This is a genomic window from Tolypothrix sp. PCC 7601, assembly GCF_025677855.1.
Classification (GTDB): Bacteria; Cyanobacteriota; Cyanobacteriia; order Cyanobacteriales; family Nostocaceae; genus Aulosira; species Aulosira diplosiphon.
The window spans coordinates 59,590-82,902 of the sequence record NZ_CP064879.1; the positions used below are offsets into that span (position 1 = coordinate 59,590).

Annotated in this window: 15 protein-coding genes; 12 read left to right on the top strand and 3 right to left on the bottom strand. The window is 40.2% G+C overall.

The window, feature by feature from the left end:
• Nucleotides 1-23: 23 nt before the first annotated feature.
• The 4 genes from HG267_RS00270 (at nt 24) to HG267_RS00285 (ending at nt 10,168) form a co-directional block, all read left to right on the top strand.
• Nucleotides 24-5,945: an ATP-binding sensor histidine kinase gene (locus tag HG267_RS00270; protein WP_045874638.1), complete on the top strand. Its 5,922-nt coding sequence runs from the start codon at nt 24-26 to the stop codon at nt 5,943-5,945.
• 44 nt (nt 5,946-5,989) lie between these two features.
• On the top strand, nt 5,990-7,156 hold the full coding sequence (locus tag HG267_RS00275; protein ID WP_045874639.1) for an FIST signal transduction protein: 1,167 nt from the start codon (nt 5,990-5,992) through the stop codon (nt 7,154-7,156).
• Between the two features lie 6 nt (nt 7,157-7,162).
• The gene (locus HG267_RS00280) at nt 7,163-8,218 is read left to right on the top strand and encodes an ATP-binding protein (RefSeq protein WP_045874640.1); all 1,056 of its coding nucleotides are present in this window, start codon (nt 7,163-7,165) and stop codon (nt 8,216-8,218) included.
• A 186-nt stretch (nt 8,219-8,404) separates the two neighbouring features.
• The gene (locus HG267_RS00285) at nt 8,405-10,168 is read left to right on the top strand and encodes a Rieske (2Fe-2S) protein (RefSeq protein WP_045874641.1); all 1,764 of its coding nucleotides are present in this window, start codon (nt 8,405-8,407) and stop codon (nt 10,166-10,168) included.
• Nucleotides 10,169-10,254: 86 nt separating this feature from the next.
• On the opposite strand, the gene HG267_RS00290 is transcribed toward HG267_RS00285, so the two are convergent.
• Entirely contained in the window at nt 10,255-10,431 is a 177-nt protein-coding gene (locus HG267_RS00290) for a hypothetical protein (RefSeq protein WP_168161054.1), read from the bottom strand.
• 36 nt (nt 10,432-10,467) lie between these two features.
• Nucleotides 10,468-11,748 (bottom strand): S41 family peptidase, encoded by a 1,281-nt coding sequence (locus HG267_RS00295; RefSeq protein ID WP_045874643.1) that lies wholly within the window; start codon nt 11,746-11,748, stop codon nt 10,468-10,470.
• 579 nt (nt 11,749-12,327) lie between these two features.
• On the opposite strand from HG267_RS00295, the gene HG267_RS00300 reads away from it, so the two are divergent.
• Nucleotides 12,328-13,263, top strand: coding sequence for an aldo/keto reductase (locus HG267_RS00300; protein ID WP_045874644.1), 936 nt, complete (start codon nt 12,328-12,330; stop codon nt 13,261-13,263).
• A gap of 386 nt (nt 13,264-13,649) precedes the next feature.
• Here the strand turns inward: HG267_RS00300 and HG267_RS00305 are convergent, their stop codons facing one another.
• The gene (locus HG267_RS00305; protein ID WP_045874645.1) at nt 13,650-14,951 is read right to left on the bottom strand and encodes an ABC transporter substrate-binding protein; all 1,302 of its coding nucleotides are present in this window, start codon (nt 14,949-14,951) and stop codon (nt 13,650-13,652) included.
• A 141-nt stretch (nt 14,952-15,092) separates the two neighbouring features.
• Between HG267_RS00305 and pilM the strand changes: the two genes are divergently transcribed.
• From pilM to HG267_RS00340, 7 genes are all read left to right on the top strand, one after another.
• Nucleotides 15,093-16,199: a type IV pilus assembly protein PilM gene (pilM, locus tag HG267_RS00310; protein WP_045874646.1), complete on the top strand. Its 1,107-nt coding sequence runs from the start codon at nt 15,093-15,095 to the stop codon at nt 16,197-16,199.
• Nucleotides 16,200-16,203: 4 nt separating this feature from the next.
• The gene (locus HG267_RS00315; RefSeq protein ID WP_045874647.1) at nt 16,204-16,995 is read left to right on the top strand and encodes a PilN domain-containing protein; all 792 of its coding nucleotides are present in this window, start codon (nt 16,204-16,206) and stop codon (nt 16,993-16,995) included.
• Entirely contained in the window at nt 16,992-17,765 is a 774-nt protein-coding gene (locus HG267_RS00320; protein ID WP_045874648.1) for a pilus assembly protein PilO, read from the top strand. Before HG267_RS00315 ends, HG267_RS00320 begins: the two co-directional genes overlap by 4 nt.
• A gap of 220 nt (nt 17,766-17,985) precedes the next feature.
• Nucleotides 17,986-20,430 (top strand): type IV pilus secretin family protein, encoded by a 2,445-nt coding sequence (locus tag HG267_RS00325; protein WP_045874649.1) that lies wholly within the window; start codon nt 17,986-17,988, stop codon nt 20,428-20,430.
• Between the two features lie 200 nt (nt 20,431-20,630).
• On the top strand, nt 20,631-21,074 hold the full coding sequence (locus HG267_RS00330; protein WP_045874650.1) for a pyridoxamine 5'-phosphate oxidase family protein: 444 nt from the start codon (nt 20,631-20,633) through the stop codon (nt 21,072-21,074).
• Between the two features lie 839 nt (nt 21,075-21,913).
• Nucleotides 21,914-22,861, top strand: coding sequence for a heme-dependent oxidative N-demethylase family protein (locus HG267_RS00335; RefSeq protein ID WP_052335025.1), 948 nt, complete (start codon nt 21,914-21,916; stop codon nt 22,859-22,861).
• A gap of 85 nt (nt 22,862-22,946) precedes the next feature.
• Nucleotides 22,947-23,210 (top strand): PQ-loop domain-containing transporter, encoded by a 264-nt coding sequence (locus HG267_RS00340; protein ID WP_045867509.1) that lies wholly within the window; start codon nt 22,947-22,949, stop codon nt 23,208-23,210.
• Nucleotides 23,211-23,313 lie beyond the last annotated feature (103 nt).

A 23,313-nucleotide genomic window follows, 5' to 3' on the forward strand; every position in this document is an offset into this window, starting at 1 on the left:
TATCAAAGAGTTAGGTTTTGCGGATGAACATGGTGGTTGATGGCACTGTAGCGATCGCTGGTTACTCAATTACAAAACCAATTTATGCGGGTACGCGGACACTGGTATATCAAGGTAACCGCAACATAGACAAAATGCCAGTTGTCATCAAACTGATACGGAGTGAATACCCCAGCTTTAACGAAATTGTTCAATTCCGTAACCAGTACACCATCACCAAAAACTTAGACTTACCTGGAATTATCAAAATTTACAGTCTGGAAGCATATCGCAATGGTTATGTCCTGATCATGGAAGATATGGGGGGCATTTCTCTCAAAGACTGGATCATACAAAAACAAGGCGATATTATCCATGATTTCCTCATTGTTGCTATGCAAATTGCCACTCATTTAGAAGCAATTCATCGTCACAGAGTCATCCACAAAGATATTAAACCTAGCAATATTCTCATTAATCCCCAAACCCATCAGGTAAAACTAATTGATTTTAGTGTTGCTTCTCTCTTACCAAAAGAAACTCCCCAACTACAAAATCCCCAGATTTTAGAAGGAACTCTGGCATATATTTCTCCCGAACAAACTGGCAGAATGAATCGGGGCATAGATTACCGCAGCGATTTTTATGCTTTGGGTGTGACTTTTTACGAACTGCTAACAGGAATATTACCATTTTCATCTGTTGAACCGATGGAGTTGGTACATTCACATATTGCTAAAATTGCCCCTGATGTTCATACAATAAATCCATCCATACCTCTGGTTATCTCTGAGATTGTTGCTAAATTAATGGCAAAAAATGCTGAAGATAGATATCAGAGTGGGGCAGGATTAAAATATGATTTAGAAAATTGTTTAGCTCAGTATCAGAAAACCCAAAATATAGTTAAATTTTCCTTAGGTAGTCGAGATATTTACGAGCATTTCTTGATTCCCGAAAAATTATATGGACGTACTAGCGAAGTTGAGACGCTACTACAAGCATTTGACAGAGTGAGTACTGGTACTACAGAAATGCTACTCGTTGCAGGTTGTTCGGGAATTGGTAAAACTGCTGTGATTAATGAAGTCCATAAACCAATTGTGCGGCAACGGGGATATTTTATTAAAGGTAAATACGACCAATTTCAACGGGATATTCCTTTTTTGGCATTTGTACAAGCTTTCCAAGATTTGATTAGCCAAATTCTCAGTGAAAGCGATGCCCAAATCAAACTTTGGCGCAGCAAGATTCTCTCGGCTCTAGGTGATAATGGGCAAGTGATTATTGATGTGATTCCGGAATTAGAAAACATTATTGGTAAACAACCACCTGCGACGGAATTATCTGGTAACTCTGCTCAAAATCGGTTTAATTTATTATTCCAAAACTTTACGCAAGTATTCACCACTCAAGCACATCCTTTGGTAATATTTTTAGATGATTTACAATGGTCAGATTTAGCATCATTAAAACTCCTAGAAATATTGATGAATGATGCTGGCAGTTTATTGGTGATTGGCTCTTATCGCGCTCAGGAAATTTCACCTGCTCATCCGTTACTGTTAACGGTGCAAGAAATAAAAAAACTAGGGTCAATAGTTAACACAATTACATTAAATAATCTCTCTCAAGCAGATATTAATCATTTAGTGGCTGATACATTGAATTGTGCTGAAATTGTGGCTCAACCACTGACTGAATTAATTTATCAAAAAACTCAAGGTAATCCATTTTTTGCAACGCAATTTCTGAAATTTTTATACCAAGAAAAGCTAATTACATTTGATAGAGATGGGAAATATTGGCAGTGTGATATTGCTCAGGTAAAAGCAGTTGCCATGATTGATAATGTAGTGGAATTTATGGCACTGCAATTGCAGAAATTACCACCAGCAACTCAAGATGTGCTGAAATTGGCGGCTTGCATTGGCACTCAATTTGATTTAAACACATTAGCGATCGCATCTGCGCGATCGCCTGCAGCTACGGCTGGTGATTTGTGGGAAGCGCTACAGGATGGATTGTTGCTTCCCACTAGTGAAATCTATAAGTTCTTTACTGACGCTGATGATTTACCAACATCCGTTACCCCATCAGCGGCTAACCCGACTTATAAATTTTTGCACGATCGCGTCCATGAAGCTGCCTATTCCTTAATACCTGACGATCGCAAACAGTCTACTCACCTGAGAATCGGGCAATTACTACTACAGCATATACCTACCTCAGAGCAGGAAGCCAGGATTTTTGATATTGTCAATCACCTCAATCGTGGTATCGAGGTAATTAGCACCACCGCACAACGTCAAGAACTCATTCTGCTTAACTTCATGGCTGGGAACAAAGCCAGAACTGCAACTGCTTATGGGGCGGCTGTTAACTATTTTGCGATCGCCAAAAGTTTGTTACCTGCTAACCATTGGCAAAGGCAATATCATCTAAGTTTAGATATTTATCATGCTGCAGCTGAAGTTGCTTATCTCAGTGGCGATATTCCCCAAATGGAACAGCTGATCGATGGGATTTTCCAAAATGCTGAATCTTTACTAGATACAATCAAAGCTTACGAAATTAGACTCAATAGCTTTACTACCAATCATCAACCAACAAAATCAGTCGCAATGGGGTTAGAGGCGCTGAAACATTTAGGAGTCAATTTTCCCCGAAAACCAACAAAATTAACGATAATTTTAGCTTTGCTGCAAATTAAGCTAACTTTAGGGCGTAAATCTCCCCAGGATTTGCTAGCATCACCTCCCATGCAAAACCCTACCGCCTTAGCAAAGATGTCTTTGTTAAGCAGTATCGCCACAGCTAGCTATATGTGCGAACCCAATTTACACCCACTAATTATTTTGAAACAGCTGGAACTGTCACTGCGCTATGGCAATTCCGCTTTTCTCGCCCCAGGCTATGCCGCCTATGGGTTTATTCTCTGTATGATAGGTGATATAGAAACTGGGTATCAATTTGGCGAACTGGGTTTAAGGCTGACGGAAACCGGTTTAGGTAAGCAATTTCGCACAGAAGTATTATTTATCTTCTCTAATATGATTCGGATTTGGAAAGATCCATTAGCTGCAACCCTAGAGACTTCATTGCAAGGTTATCAAACAGGGCTAGAGACAGGCAAACTAGAGTATGCGAGTTATAACGCGGCTGGTTACTGTGCGGCGTTGCTGCATTCTGGTGAACAGTTGGATAGAGTTTTAGCAGAATTTGCTAAATACACTCAATCACTGCAACAACTGCACCAAGACAAAGCCCTGACATACCATCTGATAGCGCAACAATTAGTGTTGAACTTGATGGGAAAATCCGCAGATCCTTGTTGTTTGGTGGGTGAAGTGTATGATGAAATCGCCATGCAACAGAAATATTTAGCAGCCCAAGAAGCCAATTCCCTTTCTCGTCTTTATACCTTGAAAACTTGGCTAGGAGTATTATTTGGGCAAGAACAGCAGGCGGTGGAGAATGCGAGATTAGCCGAAAAATGGATTGCTGGATCGCGGGGAACCTTGCTAACATCCCTATTTTGCTTTTATCAATCCCTAGCGAAACTCAGTATTTATCCTACAGCATCGAAATCGGCTCAGTTCCAAATTTTGCGGCAGGTGGCGAAGAACCTTAAACGGCTGAAGAAATGGGCTGATCATGCACCCATCACTTATTTACATAAATGGTGTTTAGTCACAGCCGAGAAACATCGAGTCTTAGGAAAAATGTCTGCTGCAATGGAGATGTACGATCGCGCGATCGCCCTAGCAAAAGAAAACCAATTTCTCCACGAAGAAGCGATCGCCTGTGAATTGGCGGCTAAATTTTATCTCAATTGGGGTAAAGCCAAAGTCGCCCAAGTCTATATGATTGATGCTTACTACGCTTATTCCCGTTGGGGTGCAGTGGCTAAAGTCGATGATTTAGAAAAGCGCTACCCCCAACTATTGCAACCGATCCGCCAACAGTCAGCCACACCGACAAGTTTCACAGATTTCAGAAAGCAAGTTGCCACATTCACAGCATATAATTCTGCAACTTTATTAGATTTAAGAACTATTCTCAAAGCTTCTCAAACCCTTTCTAGTCAAATTGAACTGGAGAAATTATTAACGGCGCTACTGGAAATTTTGATTGAAAATGCTGGCGCTGATAAAGCTGTATTGTTACTACCACAAGGTGATCAATGGTTAATAGCAGGTGTTTCTCAACTGCAACAAAACACAACTGTTTTGCAATCTCTACCTCTAGAGAACAGTGCAACTGTGCCGATTTCCCTGATCAACACGGTAAAAAATACTCGGAAATCGGCAGTTATTGATCGTGCTATCGATCATCCCACATTTGCGGTTGACCCCTACATTCTCCACCACCGCCCCCAAAGTATTTTGTGTACTCCGATTCTCCATCAAGGCAAATTGATTGGGATTTTATACCTAGAAAATAACTTAACAGTTGGGGCATTTACAGGCGATGGCTCCGCCAACGCCAAGGGCGAACGCGTCGAACTTCTCAATCTCCTGTGCGCCCAAGTCGCTATTTCCCTAGAAAATGCTCGTCTCTATCAAGAATCACAAAATTACGCCCAACAGTTAGAGCGATCGCTGCAACAATTGCAACAAGCCCAACAAGAATTGCTACACAGCACCCAAGCCTTACAGAATACTCAAAATCAATTGCAAAAATTGGCGGAAAACGCCCCAGGAATGATTTATCAATTCCGTCTCGCTGTGGATGGTTTAGCATCGTTTTCTTATGTAAGTTCTGGTTGCTATGAACTGTTTGGCTTACACCCAGAGGAAATCACAGACGCAGATGTGCTGTTTGCGATGTTATATCCAGAGGAACGTCAGAGCATTAAACAATCGATTATAGATTCAGCCGCTAATTTAACACCTTGGCAATGGGAAGGCAGATTTTTAGTAGCTGGTAAAGAAAAATGGACACAAGCCGCTTCCCGCCCAGAACTGCAAGCTGATGGTGCGATTGTTTGGGATGGAGTGTTGATAGATATTAGCGCCAACAAATTCGCTGAAGCCGCATTACGCCAATCGGAAATTCAACTACGCCAAAAAGCTGAAGATTTAGAGAAAGCCCTTTACGAACTCCAACAGGCTCAAACCCAACTGGTGCAAAGCGAGAAAATGTCTGCATTGGGTAATCTTGTCGCTGGAGTCGCCCATGAAATTAATAACCCGATCGGATTCCTCGGTGGCAATATCGATTATGCATTGGACTATATCAAGGATTTGTTTGGCTTGATTGATTTATATCAGCAGGAATCTAGCAATCCTAGTACTGCGATTGAACATCAAATTAAAGCTATCGACCTCAACTATATCCGCAAAGACTTACCGAAGATGCTGGCTTCTATGCAAGATGCGGTGAATCGCATTTGTGATATCAGTAATAGCCTGAGAACTTTTTCCCGTGCAGATAGCGATCGCCCCATCACTTTTAATATACATGACGGCATCAACAGTACTCTCTTGATTCTCAAACATCGCCTCAAAGCCTCAAAATCTCGCCCAGCTATTGAAGTGATTAAAAACTATGGTGAAATTCCCCAAATTAAATGTTATCCGGGACAACTCAACCAAGTATTTATGAATTTGTTAGTTAATGCCATTGATGCTTTAGAAGAAGCAAATAGCGGCAGCAGTTTTGCGGAGATTCAAGCTCATCCTAATTATATCACTATTACTACTAGTTTAAGTGAAAATTTGCAGCAGGTAATTATTAGTATTCAAGATAATGGGCAGGGGATGACAGCAGCAGTAAAACAAAAGATTTTTACGCAATTATTTACTACTAAACCTGTGGGCAAAGGTACAGGTTTAGGATTAGCAATTGCTCGTCAAATTATTGTCGAAAAACATGGAGGCACAATCAATGTAAATTCTTCACCAGGGGAAGGAGCCGAGTTTATTATGAGTCTGCCAATAGAGTCATTATCTAATGATTGATGATGATTGATTAATTTAACTATATTTTTAACTAGGAGCTAAAAATGCTAAAAGTTGTTGTTGGACATAGTGAAGATCCAGATTCTCAAGATGCTATTACAGAAGTTTTAGAACATTGTGTCAGGGATTTAGATGGTGTGATTCCTCAAGCAGGTATCTTATTTGCTGCTATTGATTTCGAGCATGATTTAATCGTTAAAGAAATTAACCAAGCCTTTCCCAAAATTGAATTGATTGGTTGCACTACCGATGGTGAAGTGTCTTCTGGCTTAGGATTTCAACAAGATTCTTTAACACTCATGCTTTTTTACTCTGACAATGTAGAAATTCGTGCGGGTGTGGGGTATGGTGCAAAAAATAACCCTTTAGAGGCGGCTAAACAAGCTGTACAACAAGCAACTCAAAAAAGTACTAATAGTGCGAAATTATGTATTACTGTTCCCGCAAGTTATATAGAAGATGGTTCCACAACTAATGGCGAGTTAATTCTACAAGGATTAAAACTAGCCTTAGGTTCAGAAATGCCAATTTTAGGTGGTACAGCAGGCGATCAATTTAGGTTTACCAAAACCTATCAATTTTTCTGCAACGAAGTACTAACAGATTCCCTACCAGTTTTAATCTTTTCTGGAGATATCAAATTTTCCTATGGAATTGGTTGTGGCTGGGAACCCATTGGACTCAAAAGCATTGTTACCAAATCTCAAGGAACCATCCTCTACGAGATTGAAGGGATGACAGCACTAGCATATTATGAGCGCTATTTAGGCGATCGCCCTCCGACTGCGGAGCATCCCTTAGCTGTGTATGAAGGAGATAGCGATCGCTATTATATGCGAGTACCTAATACTTACGATGTAGAAACTGGTAGCATCAATTTTCTTGGTAATGTGCCAGAACAAGCCATAGTTCAAGTTACAGATATTAGTAGAGATGATGTCATTGCAGCATCAGAAACATCATTTAAAAATGCTTTAGCAAATTATCCTGGAACGCAACCAGAAGCAGTTTTACTATTTTCTTGTTGCTGTCGTCGTTGGCTTTTAGGAACAAGAGCCAAAGAAGAATATCAACTAGTCAAAAATGCACTGTGTGCAGAAGTACCTATTTGTGGATTCTACACCTACGGTGAATTTGCCCCCTTAGAACCTCATGGTTCCTCTTACTATCACCAAGAAACTTTTGTGACTTTGCTTCTAGGAACAAAGTAGCGGCTTATGGAAACCACAGACAATGAGAGCAGACTTAAAGAGTTAGAAAAAACTGTTCGGATTCTGAAAAAAAAGTTAGAACGCTCAGAAGCCGATAGACAACAACTAGAGAACAATACTGAAGTTAGAGAAAGTGTTCTCAAAAATATGATTCGCGAGTTAGAAGAATCACAAACTGCTTTGAAGCACAGAGGTGATGAGCTAGAAAATGCTTTCAAAAATCTCGAAGCTTTACAAATGAAACTCGTAGAATCAGAGAAAATGTCTGCTCTCGGAGTTCTGGTGGCTGGAATTGCTCACGAAATTAATAACCCAGTGAGTTTTATTTACGGGAATTTAACTTATGCCTATGAATATTTTCAAAATTTATTGAATTTAATTTCACTTTATCAAAAATATTACCCTGAACCCGAGGTGGAAATTCAACAAGAAATTCAAGTTATTGAATTTGATTTTCTTAAGCAAGACGTAGAGAAATTATTTCGTTCTATGAATGTGGGAGCAGAGCGCATTCGTGAAATAGTGAAGTCACTACGGACATTTTCTCGTTTAGATGAAGCAGAATTTAAAGCAGTAGATATTCATGAGGGGATTGACAGCACCTTAGTGATTTTAAACAGTCGTCTCAAAGCATCAGCCGATAATTATTTAGGTATTGAAGTTATTAAAAACTACGGAAAATTGCCACTAATTAAGTGCTACGCTGGGCACATGAATCAAGTATTTATGAACTTGATGACAAATGCAATTGATGCTTTAGAAGATTCCTTATTAAAACAGGAAGTAAGTAAGCAGCTAAAGCTACATATTACTACTAAAAATATTGATAATTCCTATATAGAGATTAGAATTGCTGATAATGGTATAGGAATGGAAGATAAAGTGCGAAATAAAGTATTTGATCCATTTTTTACCACCAAAGCAGTAGGCAAAGGTACAGGTTTAGGTTTATCAATTAGTTACCAAATTGTTAATGAACTGCACGGTGGTAAATTAGAATGCTATTCACAACCATGTGTAGGTACAGAATTTGTCATTCAAATTCCAATTCGAGATAATTAATGGGTGCAACGCCTTTTACTTTATCCATGTTGCCGGGAAGACTCTATAAGCAGCGGCAGCCCAATGCCTTGATGATCAAGTCATTTGGCGATAGTTAACAAAAATTAGAATTGCAGAAATGCTCAAAGGAGAAAAACTTCGACACAGTAGAAGTAAGGGTTTTGACATTTACCAATGTGCAATTCAATGACAGAAATATTTGCAGATACAACCACAACAGATGATTATATCCTCGTTGCTCAACTTAAAGATGTTCAAGCAGCAGGTAGTTTGCTAGTGCATCAACAAAAGCAGACTCTTGCTTTGTTTTACGCCAACGATCAAGTATATGCAATTGACAACCGTTGTCCCCACATGGGCTTTCCTCTCAAAGGCAGCAACTGTAAGGATGGTATTGTTACCTGTCCTTGGCATTATGCCCGTTTTGACCTTGCTAGTGGTGGCACTTTTGACTCTTGGGCAGATGATGTTCCTTGTTTCCCTGTAGAAATTCGTGATGGTGAAGTGTGGGTAAATTTAGCGCCACCAGCTAACCTTCATACCCACCACCGCCAACGTTTACAAGATGGTTTAGAGCAAAACATTTCTTTAGTGATTGCTAAAAGTGCGATCGCACTTTTAGATCTGGGAGTCAATCCGGCTGAACCTTTTCTCATGGGGCTAGAATTTGGTACTCGCTATAACAAAGCAGGTTGGAGTACAGGGTTGACTATCCATACTTGTATGATGAATCTCCTACCATATCTAGATGCAGAAGATAAACCCCGGGCTTTATTTCATGGATTGTCAGCAGTAGCGAATGATAGCGCAGGTTCGCCACCAGAGTTTGTTGTTCATCCATTACCTAACTCGACAGTTGATGTTGCAACTCTCAAAAGCTGGTTCCGCCAATTTATTCAGGTAAGAGATACGGAAGCAGCGCAGAGATGTTTAGTATCTGCGCTCGCTTCGGGAGCTAATTCACAACAAATAGCAGATATGCTGTTCTGTGCAGCTTGCGATCATCGTTATCTTGACGTTGGGCATACCCTTGATTTTATCAACAAAGCCTTAGAAGCACTTGATGCCGTGGGTTGGCAAGCAGCCGACTCAACTTTGGCTAGCTTAGTCCCTGGTTTAGCTAATGCCGATAGGATGGAAGAATCTAATTCTTGGCGCTACCCTGTAGATTTAATCGCCATCTTGGAATCGGCTTTTGAGCAATTACCTACAGCATTAAGTGTAGGTAAATCTCGGCAAGGAACTTGGACAAACCAAGAGGAATTATTACCAATTTTATTGGGTGAAGACCCACAAGCAATCGCTGATTCGCTATTAGATGCACTGCAAGTAGGTTGTAGCGCAGAACAATTAGCCAGCATCGTCACTTATGCAGCAGCATTACGAGTAGCTCGTTTCCACACCAATAATGATTTTGGCGATTGGAATTCCGCCCATCATCCATTTACCTTTGCTAATGCTGTACATCAAGCATTGCGAAGAGTACCAACAATTGAACTCCTTAAAGGAGTTTTTGATGCTGCGATGAGTGTGTATTTAAATCGCTTTTTGAATGTACCACCAGCAAGGCTACCAGAACCAAAAGACACCACAGAAAATCCTGAAGAATTACTCCAACAGCTACCAGATTTATTAAACCGTCAGCAGCAAGTCAATCAAACAGGTAAATTAGTAGCTAATTATTTATATAGCGGCGGTTCTCCTGAAAAACTGATGGCTATCCTAGGGAAAATGATGTTGCGTGAAAATCGTGATTTTCATGTCATTCAAGAAATAGAAGCTGCTTTTCGCCAATACTCGCTGTTTGGTAAAACTCCGACGGGGATTCATATATTAGTTGCTGCATCTCGGTATTTAGCCGCCCATTCGCCCACTATGCGCTCTCAAGGTCAAACTTACCAAATTGCAGAAAGATTACATCGAGGCGATCGCCTTTTTGAAGAATCTTGAGGTGGAATAGTCCCAATCATGAGTAATGAGTAATGAGTAGGAAATTTACTTATTACTCACTACTTATTACTCATTACTTTTTTCAATTAGTTGCTGTACCTCATAAACATCAAATCTGCTGTATCTATTACGGGAAATCTTGCTTGTAATATCATCTCCGGTTGAACACTTATCATATCTGTGAATGTCAGTAATGGGAAATAAAAATACAGTTTACCCATTCCCCATTCCCCATTCCCCATTCCCCATTCCCCATTCCCCATTCCCCATTCCCCATTCCCAACCATATCATCAGTAATTCACCGCACTTGATCTAACACAGTTTCTATAGCTTTTTGTTTTTGCGGGTCTACTCCTTGGGCATATTCTAGAGGAAATGAAATATTAATATCTGGTACTACACCTTTACCTTCCAGCCTTTGATTACCATTAACCAATACATTCGTAACTGCAACATAAAGTAGGCTACCATCGCGCATTAAATAAGGACGACCGCCAAGTACAGCTTTTGCCGTTTGAGTCCCAAGAACTAACCCCATCTTATTTTGTTGAAACCCAAACGCAATAATTTCTTTACTACTACGACTGTTCTCATTTACTAACATCACTACAGGTTTCTTCCATTGATAGTTATAAGTATAACTACGTCCAGAACGCGGAATACTGGTGAGGCTGAGATTGTGTTTAGCGCTAAAGATGTTGAGATAACTAATATCACCTCCACCCCAGCCATCTCGCAAATCTAAAACTAAAGCATCGGCATTTTTTAAGCGACCATAAATTAGTTCATCTTGGAGTTGTTGTTGGTAAGGGTCAGCTGCATTTGACCATATATGAATATAACCAACCTTCTTCCCTGCAACTTCAATTAGTTCCACACTGGCTGTCTGCGCTTGCAAAAACATCGTGCTAGCATCATAAATTTTGGGTACAACAGCAATTTCTTGCTGACTGCTGGCTTCAGGCGATCGCTGTATCAACATTTTGACAGCTTGACCTGCTTTACCAGCAAAAGACTTGATTGGCTGATATGAATGACCATCAACACTTAAAATTTGGTCACCTACCTTTAAGCCTGCTTTCACAGCAGGGCTATCATCCAAAATAGAACTAATAAATATTTTGCCATTAATATCTTTGGTAAATAAACCAATATCAGTGTATTCTACTTTACCTGTTGGCAAAAACTGTTTTAATTGCTTTTTTAACTCTGGACTGTGAGCCAAAAAAATTCCTAAAAGCTGATAGTAAGCAGGCTCATCTTGAGTATAAAACCTTGTATGAGAAGATTTAAGTTGAGCAAGCATTTGATTAATCAAAAAAGCAACATCTTTGCTTGATTCAGCTTTAATTAGCTGAGGTTGATATTGTTTTTTGATGGCTGGCCAATCTACTCCATTAAACTGAGGATCGTAAAAATTATCGTTTACTGTTTGCCAAACTTGCTCGAAAAGTTGAGTCTCTGGTTTTGCGAATATAGGGAGAAGTGGTGAACTCAACCAGAGTACAAGTAAAATAGCAATACTTAGTATAAATACTTTCGCTAACCGCTTAAAATAATTCAGCCTAAATAATCTCATGTTGTGTTACTTTTCTCCCAGTATTGTATGACAATTGATCGCAATTTTTATTGATTAGTTCCACTAATTATATTTATATAATCTATTTGGCAAGCAGTGAATTATTTGCAAGTCACAACAAATCGTTGATTATCAGCCAAAAATCAAGCGATGACATAGACAAAAAAATCACCTATCTTATGGGTGAATAAACTCTTATTTCGTAGAGTAAATATTTGACTAATAGCTCTCAATGCATAGGTGTCATCCTTCAATAGAGGGAAGCACTTCTATAATTGATTTTTTAATATGGTGAAGGCTAATCATTGGCTGAAATCGTCTGAAAATAAACAATAATTTCCCAATTATAAGTAAGTATGAAGCACAAAGCTAAAACTGCAAGGGCTGTTTTAATCTGGCTTTATTTATTTTGAATGGGCACGAGTTCCAGGAACTATATCAAATACAATCAAAAACTAGGATTTTTATGACTGAGCAGCGATATGTTAATGAACACACCAAAAATGAAGCCCTACAAATTATCGACCTATTCAGTCATTTTCAGAAATATTTGTAAAAACAAAAATAGAGGGAACAAAGATGCTATATCGAGAACTTGGTAATACTGGAGAGAGAGTTTCTGCAATTGGATTGGGCGGATGGCATCTCAGCTTGAAACACGTAGATGAGCAGTTGGCAATACGGCTTGTTCGCACAGCGATTGATCGAGGCATCACCTTCATGGATAACAGTTGGGACTATAACGGAGGTGAAAGTGAAATTCGCATGGGGAAAGCACTCCGTGATGGCTATCGAGACAAAGTCTTCCTGATGACCAAAATTGATGGACGCTCTAAAAAAGAAGCTACTAAACAGCTCGATGAATCCTTAAAACGCCTAAAAGTCGATTGCATTGACCTAGTACAACATCACGAAATCCTGCGATTTGATGATCCGCATCGGGTTTTTGATGAAGAGGGCGCAAATGCGGCGCTAGTTGCAGCAAAAGCAGCTGGAAAGCTACGCTACATTGGCTTTACGGGGCACAAAGACCCCGAAATTCATCTGCATATGCTCCAGGTTGCAGACAATTACGGCTTTAAATTTGCTACAGCTCAGATGCCGTTAAATGTGATGGACGCACACTATCGGAGTTTCGCCAAGCTGGTTGTACCAGAACTAGTCAAACGAAATATCGGTATTTTGGGAATGAAAAGTATGGCAAATGGGATTCTGCTCAAGTCCAAGACGGTAACGCCAATTGAATGTCTCCACTATGCGCTGAATCTACCTACTTCGGTGGTAATTACGGGAATCGACAGTATGGAGATTCTCGAGCAAGCATTCAAAGCCGTAGACACATTTAAACCGATGACAGAGGAGCAGGTGCAAACATTGTTAGCCAAAACCGCAGATGCTGGATCTCGCGGCGAGTTTGAACCTTTCAAGACTTCATCCATTTTCGACGGTACTGCCAAAAATCCCGATTGGCTGGGAGATGAACCAAAACGCCTTCAGCAATTAATGTCAGCCTGAAATGAGAGCGCTCTTTGAAAGAAATAAGAGGCAGAAATCTGATAGTTTACCATTGTGAAACAAGAACACGACAGATGAATAGGTAGGGGCACAGCATCCACAATCTTTTGGCATATCAAATTATCTTACTGGTGCCATGCCCTTACGCTAATCAAAATGCTGAGTGTAAATAGTAATAGTGATTTAATAAAAGCATAATTAAGCTATTTGAAATTTTTCAATGTTGCACTAATTAATCCTAAAAAATACAACAAATAAAGAAAATAGGGGCAAATTTCTGTGCCCCTAAAAATCATTAATATGTTTTGAAAATGTTTGACATTGGTATTGGTTGGTGGATTTTACTATCCCTTAAACACCAACTATTTACCTTTTAATGCACATTTCTATGTGCGATTGTTCCACTGTTGTGCTGCATCTTCTACAGCTTTTTCTACTGTTTTTTGGTCTAACATTGCTGCTTGCAAGTTCTCATAAATTGCCTTTTGCAATTTATTGAAATCTTTCATAGTCGGCGTTAATATTTCTGCCTGTTGTAGTTGTTGAGCGCTAATTACTCTGGCTTTGTCTACTGTTGTCGCACTAGCAGGAACATTTTTAAAATAGCTATCAGCCAGTGATTTTACGGTAGATGGCAAAACATTAGCAGCTTTAGCAAAAGCTAATTGGTTTTGATCGTTAGTGACAAACAGAGCAAATTTCACAGCAGCATCTGCGTACTTGCTATCTTTGGGGATAACTAAGTTCATAACAGCAACATTCTTTTTACCAGTATCACCTGTAATTTGAGGTGCGATCGCAGAGGCTTGAGCAATTTTGGGGGCATTATTGGCGATCGTTTTCAGAAATTCAGGGCCTGAAGCTAAAAATGCTGTTTCACCAGCTTGGTATAAATCTATTGCATGGCGATGTCCTTGAGTTAAAACCTCTTTGGGAAGTAGCCCTTTTTTATATAAATCTACCCAATACTGAAAAGCTGCTTTGCCTTGCGGTGAGTTAAAAGCTGCTTTACCTTCGGAATCTACTAAGGTGACTCCCATTTGCACAAATGATTCCAAAACTTCTCCGGAATCTTGCGGAACAAAAGTTACAAAAAAGGCATATTTCCCTGTTTTATCTTTAATTTGTTGTGCCGCTTGCCCTAATTCTGCGTAAGTATTCGGTGTTTTGTTGATACCTGCCTGTTTTAATAAATCAGTGTTATAAATAGTTAGCCGGGTAGTGAGGTACCAGGGAATACCAAAACTTTTACCATTGAGTGTGCTAGCTTTCCAAATATTTGGCAGATAGGAGGAAATTACTTCATTTGAGACTTTTGTATCTAAATCTAACCAGGCATTTCGTCCTGCAAGTTGAGATGCGAAATCCGGATTGAGGTTGACAACATCAGGTGGCGTTTTTGCTGAGACAGCTGTTAAGATTTTGTTCTCCATTGCTGCCCAAGGTATATCGACCCAGTTAATCTTTATACCTTTGTTTTGTGATTCAAAAGATGCAATCAGGTTCTGAAAGTAACCATTAAATTGAGGTTGGAGTTGCATTGTCCAAAACTCAATCGTTGTTGCTCCCCCAGAGGCCTGTTTTGTTTGCGTGCCTACATTTCCTGTACTACAACTGACTATCCAGCTAGTCAATAAACCGAGCAGTACAAACACAGTCAATCGTCTGAATTTTGAAGTTTTAAACATTTTACTAGTATATTTACGCTTGCTTTGAGTGAAAAGCTTATGCAGAATTGTCGAGATTATAGGCTAAATCAATTACCTAGTACCAAGAACGTTTTTTAGCATCATTTAACTTATCAATTTAGCAGTGCAACGGGCATCAAAGTGGTGAAAAGCTTCAATAGTCTGTTTAGCAAATCTAATAAAGGGGTCGGTATTGAACTAGCACCAGAAAGGGTGAATATAGTTCAATTACGCAAACAACGTCAAGGCTTAAAAGTAGAAGCCTTAACATCAATACCAGTTCCCGAAGGTGTAATGATGGACGGTCAAATCGCTGATGCGCCAGCGATGGCGCAGTTAATTCAGCAGGGTTTGGCTGAAAGCAAAATTAAAGCTTCTCGGGTTGCCACTGGGGTCACAGGACGAGATTCAATTGTCCGTTTAATACCTGTACCAGCAGAGTTAGATGATAAAGAACTGCGAGAAATGGTGCTAAACCATGAAGCAGCGTTGTATTTACCCTATCCGCGTGAAGAAGCTGATGTCGATTATCAAAAACTTGGGTACTTTGTAGATGAAGATGGTATTGAAAAAGTACAAGTACTTTTAGTAGCTACACGTAAGGAGGTAACGGAAGCATATATTAATACATTTGAGCAGGCTGGATTGCAAATCGATATTTTAGAAATCAACAGTTTTGCCATGATTCGGACAATCCGCGAGCAATTGCGGCAATTCAGCCCCCAAGAAGCAGCAGTATTAGTTGATATCGAATTTGATAGTTCAGAAATTGCCATTATTGTCAACGGAGTGCCGCAATTTTCGCGTACTGTACCTATCGGTACTTATCAAATGCAATATGCCCTCTCAAAGGCTATGAGTCTACCTGCAAGCCGAGATATGGAAATGTTGTACGGCATGACGATTATGACAACAAACGCCGATGGCGGAAAAACTGGGCTAACCGATATTAATCCAGGTATGGCAGCTTTATTAAGAGTTTTGGGAGAACTCACCGATGAACTGCGTCGTTCTATCGATTTTTACCTCAATCAAAGTGAAAATTTGGAGGTAGCACAAATTTTTCTAGCAGGCCCAGGCGGTGGCTTGCAACAGCTAGATGAGTTTTTCACCCAAAGATTAAGCTTACCAACTGCACAAATCGATCCGATAACATCTTTGTCCATAGAAGTTAGTGAGGAAAAATACCCTGCAGTACAACGCGCTGGTTTAGCGACAGTACTGGGTTTAGGAATGCGGGAGGTATAACAGAATGTACAGTTTGGATATTAACTTCCTTAAAGACCGTCCAAATTACCAGAATACGGCTACTAAAAAGCCAAGAGTCAAAATTCAGATGCCTGTTGGCAACATGACACCATTATATATAGGGGTAGCTGTAGGCATTTGCTTACCCACCCTTGTAGGAGGCGCGTGGTGGTGGTTGCAAGCCAAGAACGCTGAGTTAGAGCAAAATTTAGCACAACTAGATCAAGAAAGCAAGAGGTTAGACACAGAACTAGCAAGTATTAACAAAATTAAAGAAGAGACAACCAAAATTAAAGGCGAAACGCAAGGTTTAGTCACAGTTTTTGACCAAATTCGTCCTTGGTCAGCCATGTTACAAGATTTGCGCGAACGTATACCAGCAAACGTACAAATAGAGGACATCAAGCAAACCCCACCGATTCGTCCAGTACAAGGGCAGGGGCAAGCAGCAGGGACTACTCCTGGAAACCCCGCTGGAGGCATAGAAATTAACGGCGTAGCTCGTTCTTTTAACGATGTCAACGACTTTTTGTTAACTCTGCAACAGTCTCACTTTTTAAAGGCCTCAGAAAGCAAAATTAAGACTGCTGAGTTAGTCAATGCACCATCTTCATCAGATGCCACTGATAGTAATGGTGTCAAACTTCCGCCACCTCAAGTAGTCAAATACACTATTCAATCAAGTCTGAGCGATGTTCCAGCTTCTGAGTTAATTCGGGAGTTAGAACAAAAAGGCACAGTGGGACTAGTAACTCGAATTCGCAGTATCCAAAAAACAGGAGTCATTACAAAATGACGCTGAGTGACGATTTGAATTTTGCAGAACAAAACGGAGAGTTTGCTCTAGAATCCCCAGCCTCTCCCGTTCTGTTTGGAATTAGCTTTACACCTAAAATCATCGGGATTTTGGTTGGTTCTGTAGGACTTTTGGGTGCATTGTATGTAGCCTTCAATTTGTTAATGCCAGCTTGGGATAGCTATCAACAGCAGCAAACAAAAGTTAACGAATTACAAGGACAAGTCAATCAAAAGAAAGCTAGTGTCAACAAGATTGACGAAATCAAACAAGAGCTAGAGCAAGCCAAACAGCAACAAATTCAGGTTTTAAGTTTGTTTTCTAACGAAAAAACCTTGGATACATTGTTACTGGATATGAATCGCTTAATTGAAACTGGTAACGCTCAAATTCCTGGTAATCCAGCCAAGGCTCAACTGAAAAAATTTGTGCCAGTAACGCAGCAACCAGAACCAATTACGGATGGTAGTTTGGGCATACAGGCGGATGGCAAGCTGAAACGCAGTGTTATCCAAGTTGAAATTGAGGGTACTTACGAACAAACGCAATCGATTCTGCGTAACATTGAGCGTTTACAGCCTTTGTTAATATTCAAAGATTATCAATCGATATTGATTCCACCGCCTAAAGCCACATCAGAAAAAGGAGCGCCTATACCCAAGCGCGGGCCTGCATCAATCACTACCTCTTTCCAGCTACAAGCATTGATGCCACTTACCCCTGAGGAAAGGGCAATGATTGCTGCTAAAGCTGCTCCTAAGAAGAAATAGCGAATAGTACTGAACTAGGAAATAGGAATGGGGTATCAAGACAACAACCACTATAGATGTGCAATATAGGGGTCTATAGTTAAAGTTATCTCCAGAGATCTGAATTCTGGTCAAACTTAGTTTTAAGTCTACCTGAGTAGGCTTGAGCTAACAGCTTCAGTACTTAAGTTCCGATCAAAAATTATTTGTCAACAAGGTTTTATCAGGTGAGGAATGAACTGTGAAACAGCTTCACGGTAATAGTTTATTATTAGGTACTGCTGCTTTTATCTTTCTAGCAGCTCAACCGGTTTGGGCAGATACTACCCAAATTACTGACGTACAGCTAAGTCAAGTTGATGGTGGAATTAATGTTATTTTGAAAACTTCCTCTGGCTCGCGTCCGCAAGTTTTCACAACTAAAAGAGGAAATGCCTTAGTTACAGATATTATTAATACTCAACTACGTTTACCACAAGGCAATAATTTCCGCCAAGACAACCCCGCTTCAGGAATTGCCTCAGTTGAAATTGTTCAGCTAGATGCTAACAGCATCCGGGTGGTGGTAACTGGAAGCAACAACGCCCCTAGTAGCCAACCTGTAGGCAGAAAAGATAATCGTATTACTTTAGGCTTTAGTCCCTCTGGAGATACTACAGCATCAAAGCCCAATCCAACAACACCAGCACCAATACCAACAACGCCCACACCACCATCTAATCCTACTGCACCTCAAACGGGTAAAAAACCGGATGTTTTAGTCCCCAACCCGGAAATCAGTATTGACGGTAAACCTGCACAACCAGCAGGCCCAGGTCAACCTCCGAATCAGGGGCCTCCTTTCTTACCCAGAGCCGTTGCTCCACCAGTAGGCGATATTGCTATCTCCAATATTGATGCTTCTCCCGTAAATATTGACTTAGGTACTCAGGAGCGCGTACCTAGGTTAGTACTGCGAGATGCTCCCGTGCGTGAGGTTTTATCACTACTATCTCGTGCAGCTGGTCTGAATTTAGCTTATGTAGGAGGAGCAGCAAGTGGGGGAGCGTCTTCTGGTGGTCAAACAAGTGCGGCTGCTGGAGGACAAACTATTTCCTTAGATATAGAAAACGAACCAGTACAAGATGTCTTTAACTATGTCTTGCGTTTGAGTGGTTTAGAGGCTAATCGTAGTGGTCGCACGATTTTTGTGGGGCCGAAACTACCCAACTCTACCCGTGATAATGTGATGCGGAACGTGCGACTCAATCAGGTAACAGTGGGAGTCGCCCTCAACTTTTTAGTTGGTTTAGGTGCAGAAAGTGCCATTAGCCGCGAACGACTTGTTACTAGTGTGAGTGCTGTCCCTGTAGGTAATTCCACCGCCGCAGTTACCCAAACTCAAACCACTACGGAAACTAAACTAGAAACTCAACGAGCTGATTTTAAGGACTCTAACCCATTACTTAGAGGTTTACAGGCATTAGGAGATGAGCGTACAAATTCTGTTACGTTGATTGGGCCAGCTAGATTAATTGATATGGCTATGGCCCAATTGACTCAGCTTGATATTCGTCGTCGTCAAGTAGTAGTCAATGTCAAAATTATTGATGTTAACCTCACGGGAACCCAGGATTACAATACTAGTTTCTCGTTTGGTGTGGGGAATAACTTTTTTGCTGTTGATAATGGTGCAGCATCTCTCAATTTTGGTGGCTCTAGGCCTGCTACTGCTTCCGAAGCGGCAACTAGTGTAAACGATACACCAGTTATTACTAATCCTATTACAGGCTCACCTTTCTATGATCCAAATAGCACTGTCAGTATTTCTGGAACTACCCCAGGTACGATCATAGTCAATCCAGATGGTACAACCACTAGAAGTCAAAGTGCAGGCAGTGGAAATTTTTACCAACCTATTTCTCCTAGTAATACTAATCCTTTACAACCAGGTTTTTCTCAGATCACTCCGGCAACGGATAACATAGTTACAAGAAATGCTGATGGTACCAGCAGCGTTACACAAGGTACTCTGGGTACGGCTACGGCATCTTTACCCTCTTTATATCAATTCCCCAAACGTTTACTCGCTAGTTTGCAAGCTCAAGTCACAAATGGCAATGCCAAGATTTTGACTGATCCGACTTTGATTGTGCAAGAAGGTCAGCAGGCTCTTGTTAACCTGACTCAGGAAGTCGTAGGGAACATTACTCTACAAACAACAGATACTTCCGGTGGTTCTAGAACTGAGAGAAAAATTGATAAACAAAAAGTTGGCTTAACCCTGAATGTGAAAATTGAGCGGATTGATGACAATGGTTTTGTTTCTCTATCGGTTGCTCCCACTGTTAGCGCACCTACAGCATCACAAAATACAGGAAATGGTCAAATTGTTTTAGTATCTGAACGGTCTCTGACTTCTGGTATGATTCGTCTACGAGATGGTCAGACGTTGATTCTCTCAGGTATTATTCAAGACCAAGACCGGACAACAGTCTCTAAGATTCCTATCTTGGGTGATATTCCCTTAATTGGTTCTCTATTTAGAAGTACTAACAGAAGCAATGAACGTAGAGAGGTGGTTGTATTGTTGACACCTCAAATTATGGATGACTCAGAGCGTTCGTCTTACGGCTATAACTATAATCCCAGCCCAGAAGTACGGCAAATGCTAGAGCGTCGGGGTTGGCAACCTTCAGGTAAATAATCACAATGAAGGCTCTCACATCTTTGGAAAGGGCGCAACAATGTTACGCTCTTTCCAAATGTCATAGTAATTCTATCTGTAGACACAGGTAATTAAAAATCAAAAATGTTGATACTAAAAGAGGAATTTTCCAAGCAAGGACAATGGGTTTAATTCTAATTCCCATGTCAATGAAAAACCTCAAAACAAGAGTACGGTAAATGACAACCTCTACCGACAAAAATCAACATATTGATCAACTGCGGGAACTGATTAAAGATATTGGTTGTAGTATGTTAACTACAGTCGATGAGGATGGTAGCTTGCACAGTCGTCCGATGGAAAAGAGTAGTGATATTCAGCCTGATGGTACACTGTGGTTTTTTACCAATGCTAGTTCCCATAAAGTCTTTGAAATTGAGCATCGTCAGCAAGTCAATCTCAGTTTCTCTTCACCTAACCAAAAGCGATATGTTTCAGTATCGGGTAGCGCAGAATTAGTTCAAGACCGCAACAAGATGCAAGAATTATGGAAGCCAGAACTTCAAGCTTGGTTTCCGCAAGGATTAAAGGAACCTGATATTGCTTTGCTGAAGGTGCAGATTAATAAGGTTGATTATTGGGATAGTCAAGCAAATTTTGTAGCACAAACTATCAGTTTGTAAGTTGTCTTATGAGATAAGAGTTTTTTTACAAGGGTAAAAGGGAAATGGAATCAAGTAATATTTTGACCATTTTCCCTTTTGCATAAATAAAATTTAAGTCATTTTCTATAAGTAACCAAATCAGCTATTAAATATTTAAATTATATAATTTTTGTTGAGCCGTTCTACCCTAGAATACCAATTCAAATAATGTTGGCGACACATCAATATATTTTAGAGGACAAAGCAGTGCCCATTGGTGTCAACTTAAGCTAAAAGCTATATAGGGCAGGCGTTGTACAAATACCTCGCGCCCTCATCCCCTAACCCCTTCTCCCGCAGGAGAAGGGGAAATAAATCTCTTGCTCCCCTCTCCGTGTGGGCGAAACCTTGCAACCAAGAGGGTTTCACGTTAAGTTGACACCACTGGGCAGTGCCTTGCCCCTAAAATCTGTCGCATTCTTTTCTCAAATTGGTATAAGATTTGTAGATAAGTAGTTAAACAAAATTAATTACACAATGTCATTGCGAATGGAGCGGAGCGAAATGAAGCAATCGCAAGGGTTGAGATTGCTTCGCTGCGCTTGCAATGACTGTAATTAATTTTGCGTGGTTACTTATTGAATAGATGTAGCCTATAAATTATGTAGACATTGGTAATTCTACAAGAATTAGAAAAGTTGCTTGATATATTTTTGGGGATAGAAGCACAAAGTTAAAGTTTTGCGATCGCACTACAAAATCTCAACTCATGCCCAAGTTATTATGCAACCATCTATCATGGCACTCCTCTACATCACTGGCTTGTGGAAACGCAGAAACTAAAAGCCTGCAATAGTCCGGCTTGCTACTTCCCGTTGATGAATGGACGCTACGAAGTCAAGCCAGGGATGATGGCCTTTGGCACGTGTTTTGGTAATGCTGAAGCTGATGGGCAAGTGTTTCAAATCGATGAAAATTTTGCACATTACCGTCAGGCTAAACTTTTAGCCCGTGCCGAACGGTTAAGTAAATACTACCAAACTCATAAATATTCTAAGGCTGTGGCAGGTGCGATCGCTCGTTTGATAGTTGAGCGCCTCACGCAAGATCACCCACAATACTTTGATTACCAAAAATCAACAGCTAATACCTTGATATTTCGTAGCCAACTCACCCAAGAAACACTTTATCTAGATGCAGACTGGCAATTACAGCGAGTCGAGAATAGTTCAGTGTTTCCCACTTACAGTTCTACCCTTGATGCTCTAGCATCCCAAATGCAAGAAGACTTGACAGTCATCTGTCGTGGTAGGGATGGTTGCAATTGGCTGAGTGCAGTTCACTTGTGCTATCCCAATCATTGGTCAGCTGAGGAAAAAATCGGTAAAAACTTTGCAGAAATACATCAGCCTGTAGCAGGTATGGAAAAAATTAATCGCCGGGCAGATGCGATCGCTAATACTATGATTAGCTGTAAACCTATGGTGCGTTTTGCTTGGGGTTTGAGTACTGACACCCGCCTTAATCACCATCCCGAACCACCGCCTAATTTATCGGTTAGTCAATGGCAAGGTAGAGACTTTGATGCCCAAAATCCTCAGCTTTACTTACGAATTGAGCGACAAGTAATTTGGGGACTACCGGAGTATGAAGCAGCATTATTTACTATTCGGACTTATTTCAGAGATTGCAGTTTAATCAAAAAAGATTCCCTATTACGAGTTAAGCTATGTGCTGCAATTGAGTCTATGTCACCAGAGTCACTATTTTACAAGGGATTGGTAGATAGCAAAGCCAGTATTTTAAATTGGCTGAATGAAATATAAAACAGCCATTATTTTGCTCAACAACGGCTGTGGTTTATTGAGCAGTTAAATCCTCATAATACTATTTACCTTTTCTATACTCAACATGAGAGAATTAGTAACTTTATTTTTTGGCTTAGGTTTTATATTTAATGCTAGTCTGTTTATTCCACAAGCTCTGCGGATTTTAAAAAAGAAAAGTGCTAGGGATATTTCTTTAATTACTTTCGCAGGTTTTAATCTGATTCAGCTCGATGGTATCATCTACGGATACTATCAAAAAGATTTGATTTTGATGTACGGTAATTTAATTAGTTTTATTACTTGTGGCTCGGTCACCGTTTTGGCAACATACTATAAAAATCAATAATTTGGCAGTTTATTTCTGATTGTGATTGACTTTACAATTAGCGCCAAAAACACTAATAACTTCAAATGCCATATCTCCGCCAGGCTTGATTGTTACTATTCAG

Coding starts and splice junctions, on each gene's coding strand:
- HG267_RS00270 (WP_045874638.1), top strand. CDS start 24: ATGAACATGGTGGTTGATGGCACTGTAGCGATCGCTGGTTACTCAATT.
- HG267_RS00275 (WP_045874639.1), top strand. CDS start 5,990: ATGCTAAAAGTTGTTGTTGGACATAGTGAAGATCCAGATTCTCAAGAT.
- HG267_RS00280 (WP_045874640.1), top strand. CDS start 7,163: ATGGAAACCACAGACAATGAGAGCAGACTTAAAGAGTTAGAAAAAACT.
- HG267_RS00285 (WP_045874641.1), top strand. CDS start 8,405: ATGACAGAAATATTTGCAGATACAACCACAACAGATGATTATATCCTC.
- HG267_RS00290 (WP_168161054.1), bottom strand. CDS start 10,431: ATGGGGAATGGGGAATGGGGAATGGGGAATGGGGAATGGGGAATGGGT.
- HG267_RS00295 (WP_045874643.1), bottom strand. CDS start 11,748: ATGAGATTATTTAGGCTGAATTATTTTAAGCGGTTAGCGAAAGTATTT.
- HG267_RS00300 (WP_045874644.1), top strand. CDS start 12,328: ATGCTATATCGAGAACTTGGTAATACTGGAGAGAGAGTTTCTGCAATT.
- HG267_RS00305 (WP_045874645.1), bottom strand. CDS start 14,951: ATGTTTAAAACTTCAAAATTCAGACGATTGACTGTGTTTGTACTGCTC.
- HG267_RS00315 (WP_045874647.1), top strand. CDS start 16,204: ATGTACAGTTTGGATATTAACTTCCTTAAAGACCGTCCAAATTACCAG.
- HG267_RS00320 (WP_045874648.1), top strand. CDS start 16,992: ATGACGCTGAGTGACGATTTGAATTTTGCAGAACAAAACGGAGAGTTT.
- HG267_RS00330 (WP_045874650.1), top strand. CDS start 20,631: ATGACAACCTCTACCGACAAAAATCAACATATTGATCAACTGCGGGAA.
- HG267_RS00335 (WP_052335025.1), top strand. CDS start 21,914: ATGAATGGACGCTACGAAGTCAAGCCAGGGATGATGGCCTTTGGCACG.
- HG267_RS00340 (WP_045867509.1), top strand. CDS start 22,947: ATGAGAGAATTAGTAACTTTATTTTTTGGCTTAGGTTTTATATTTAAT.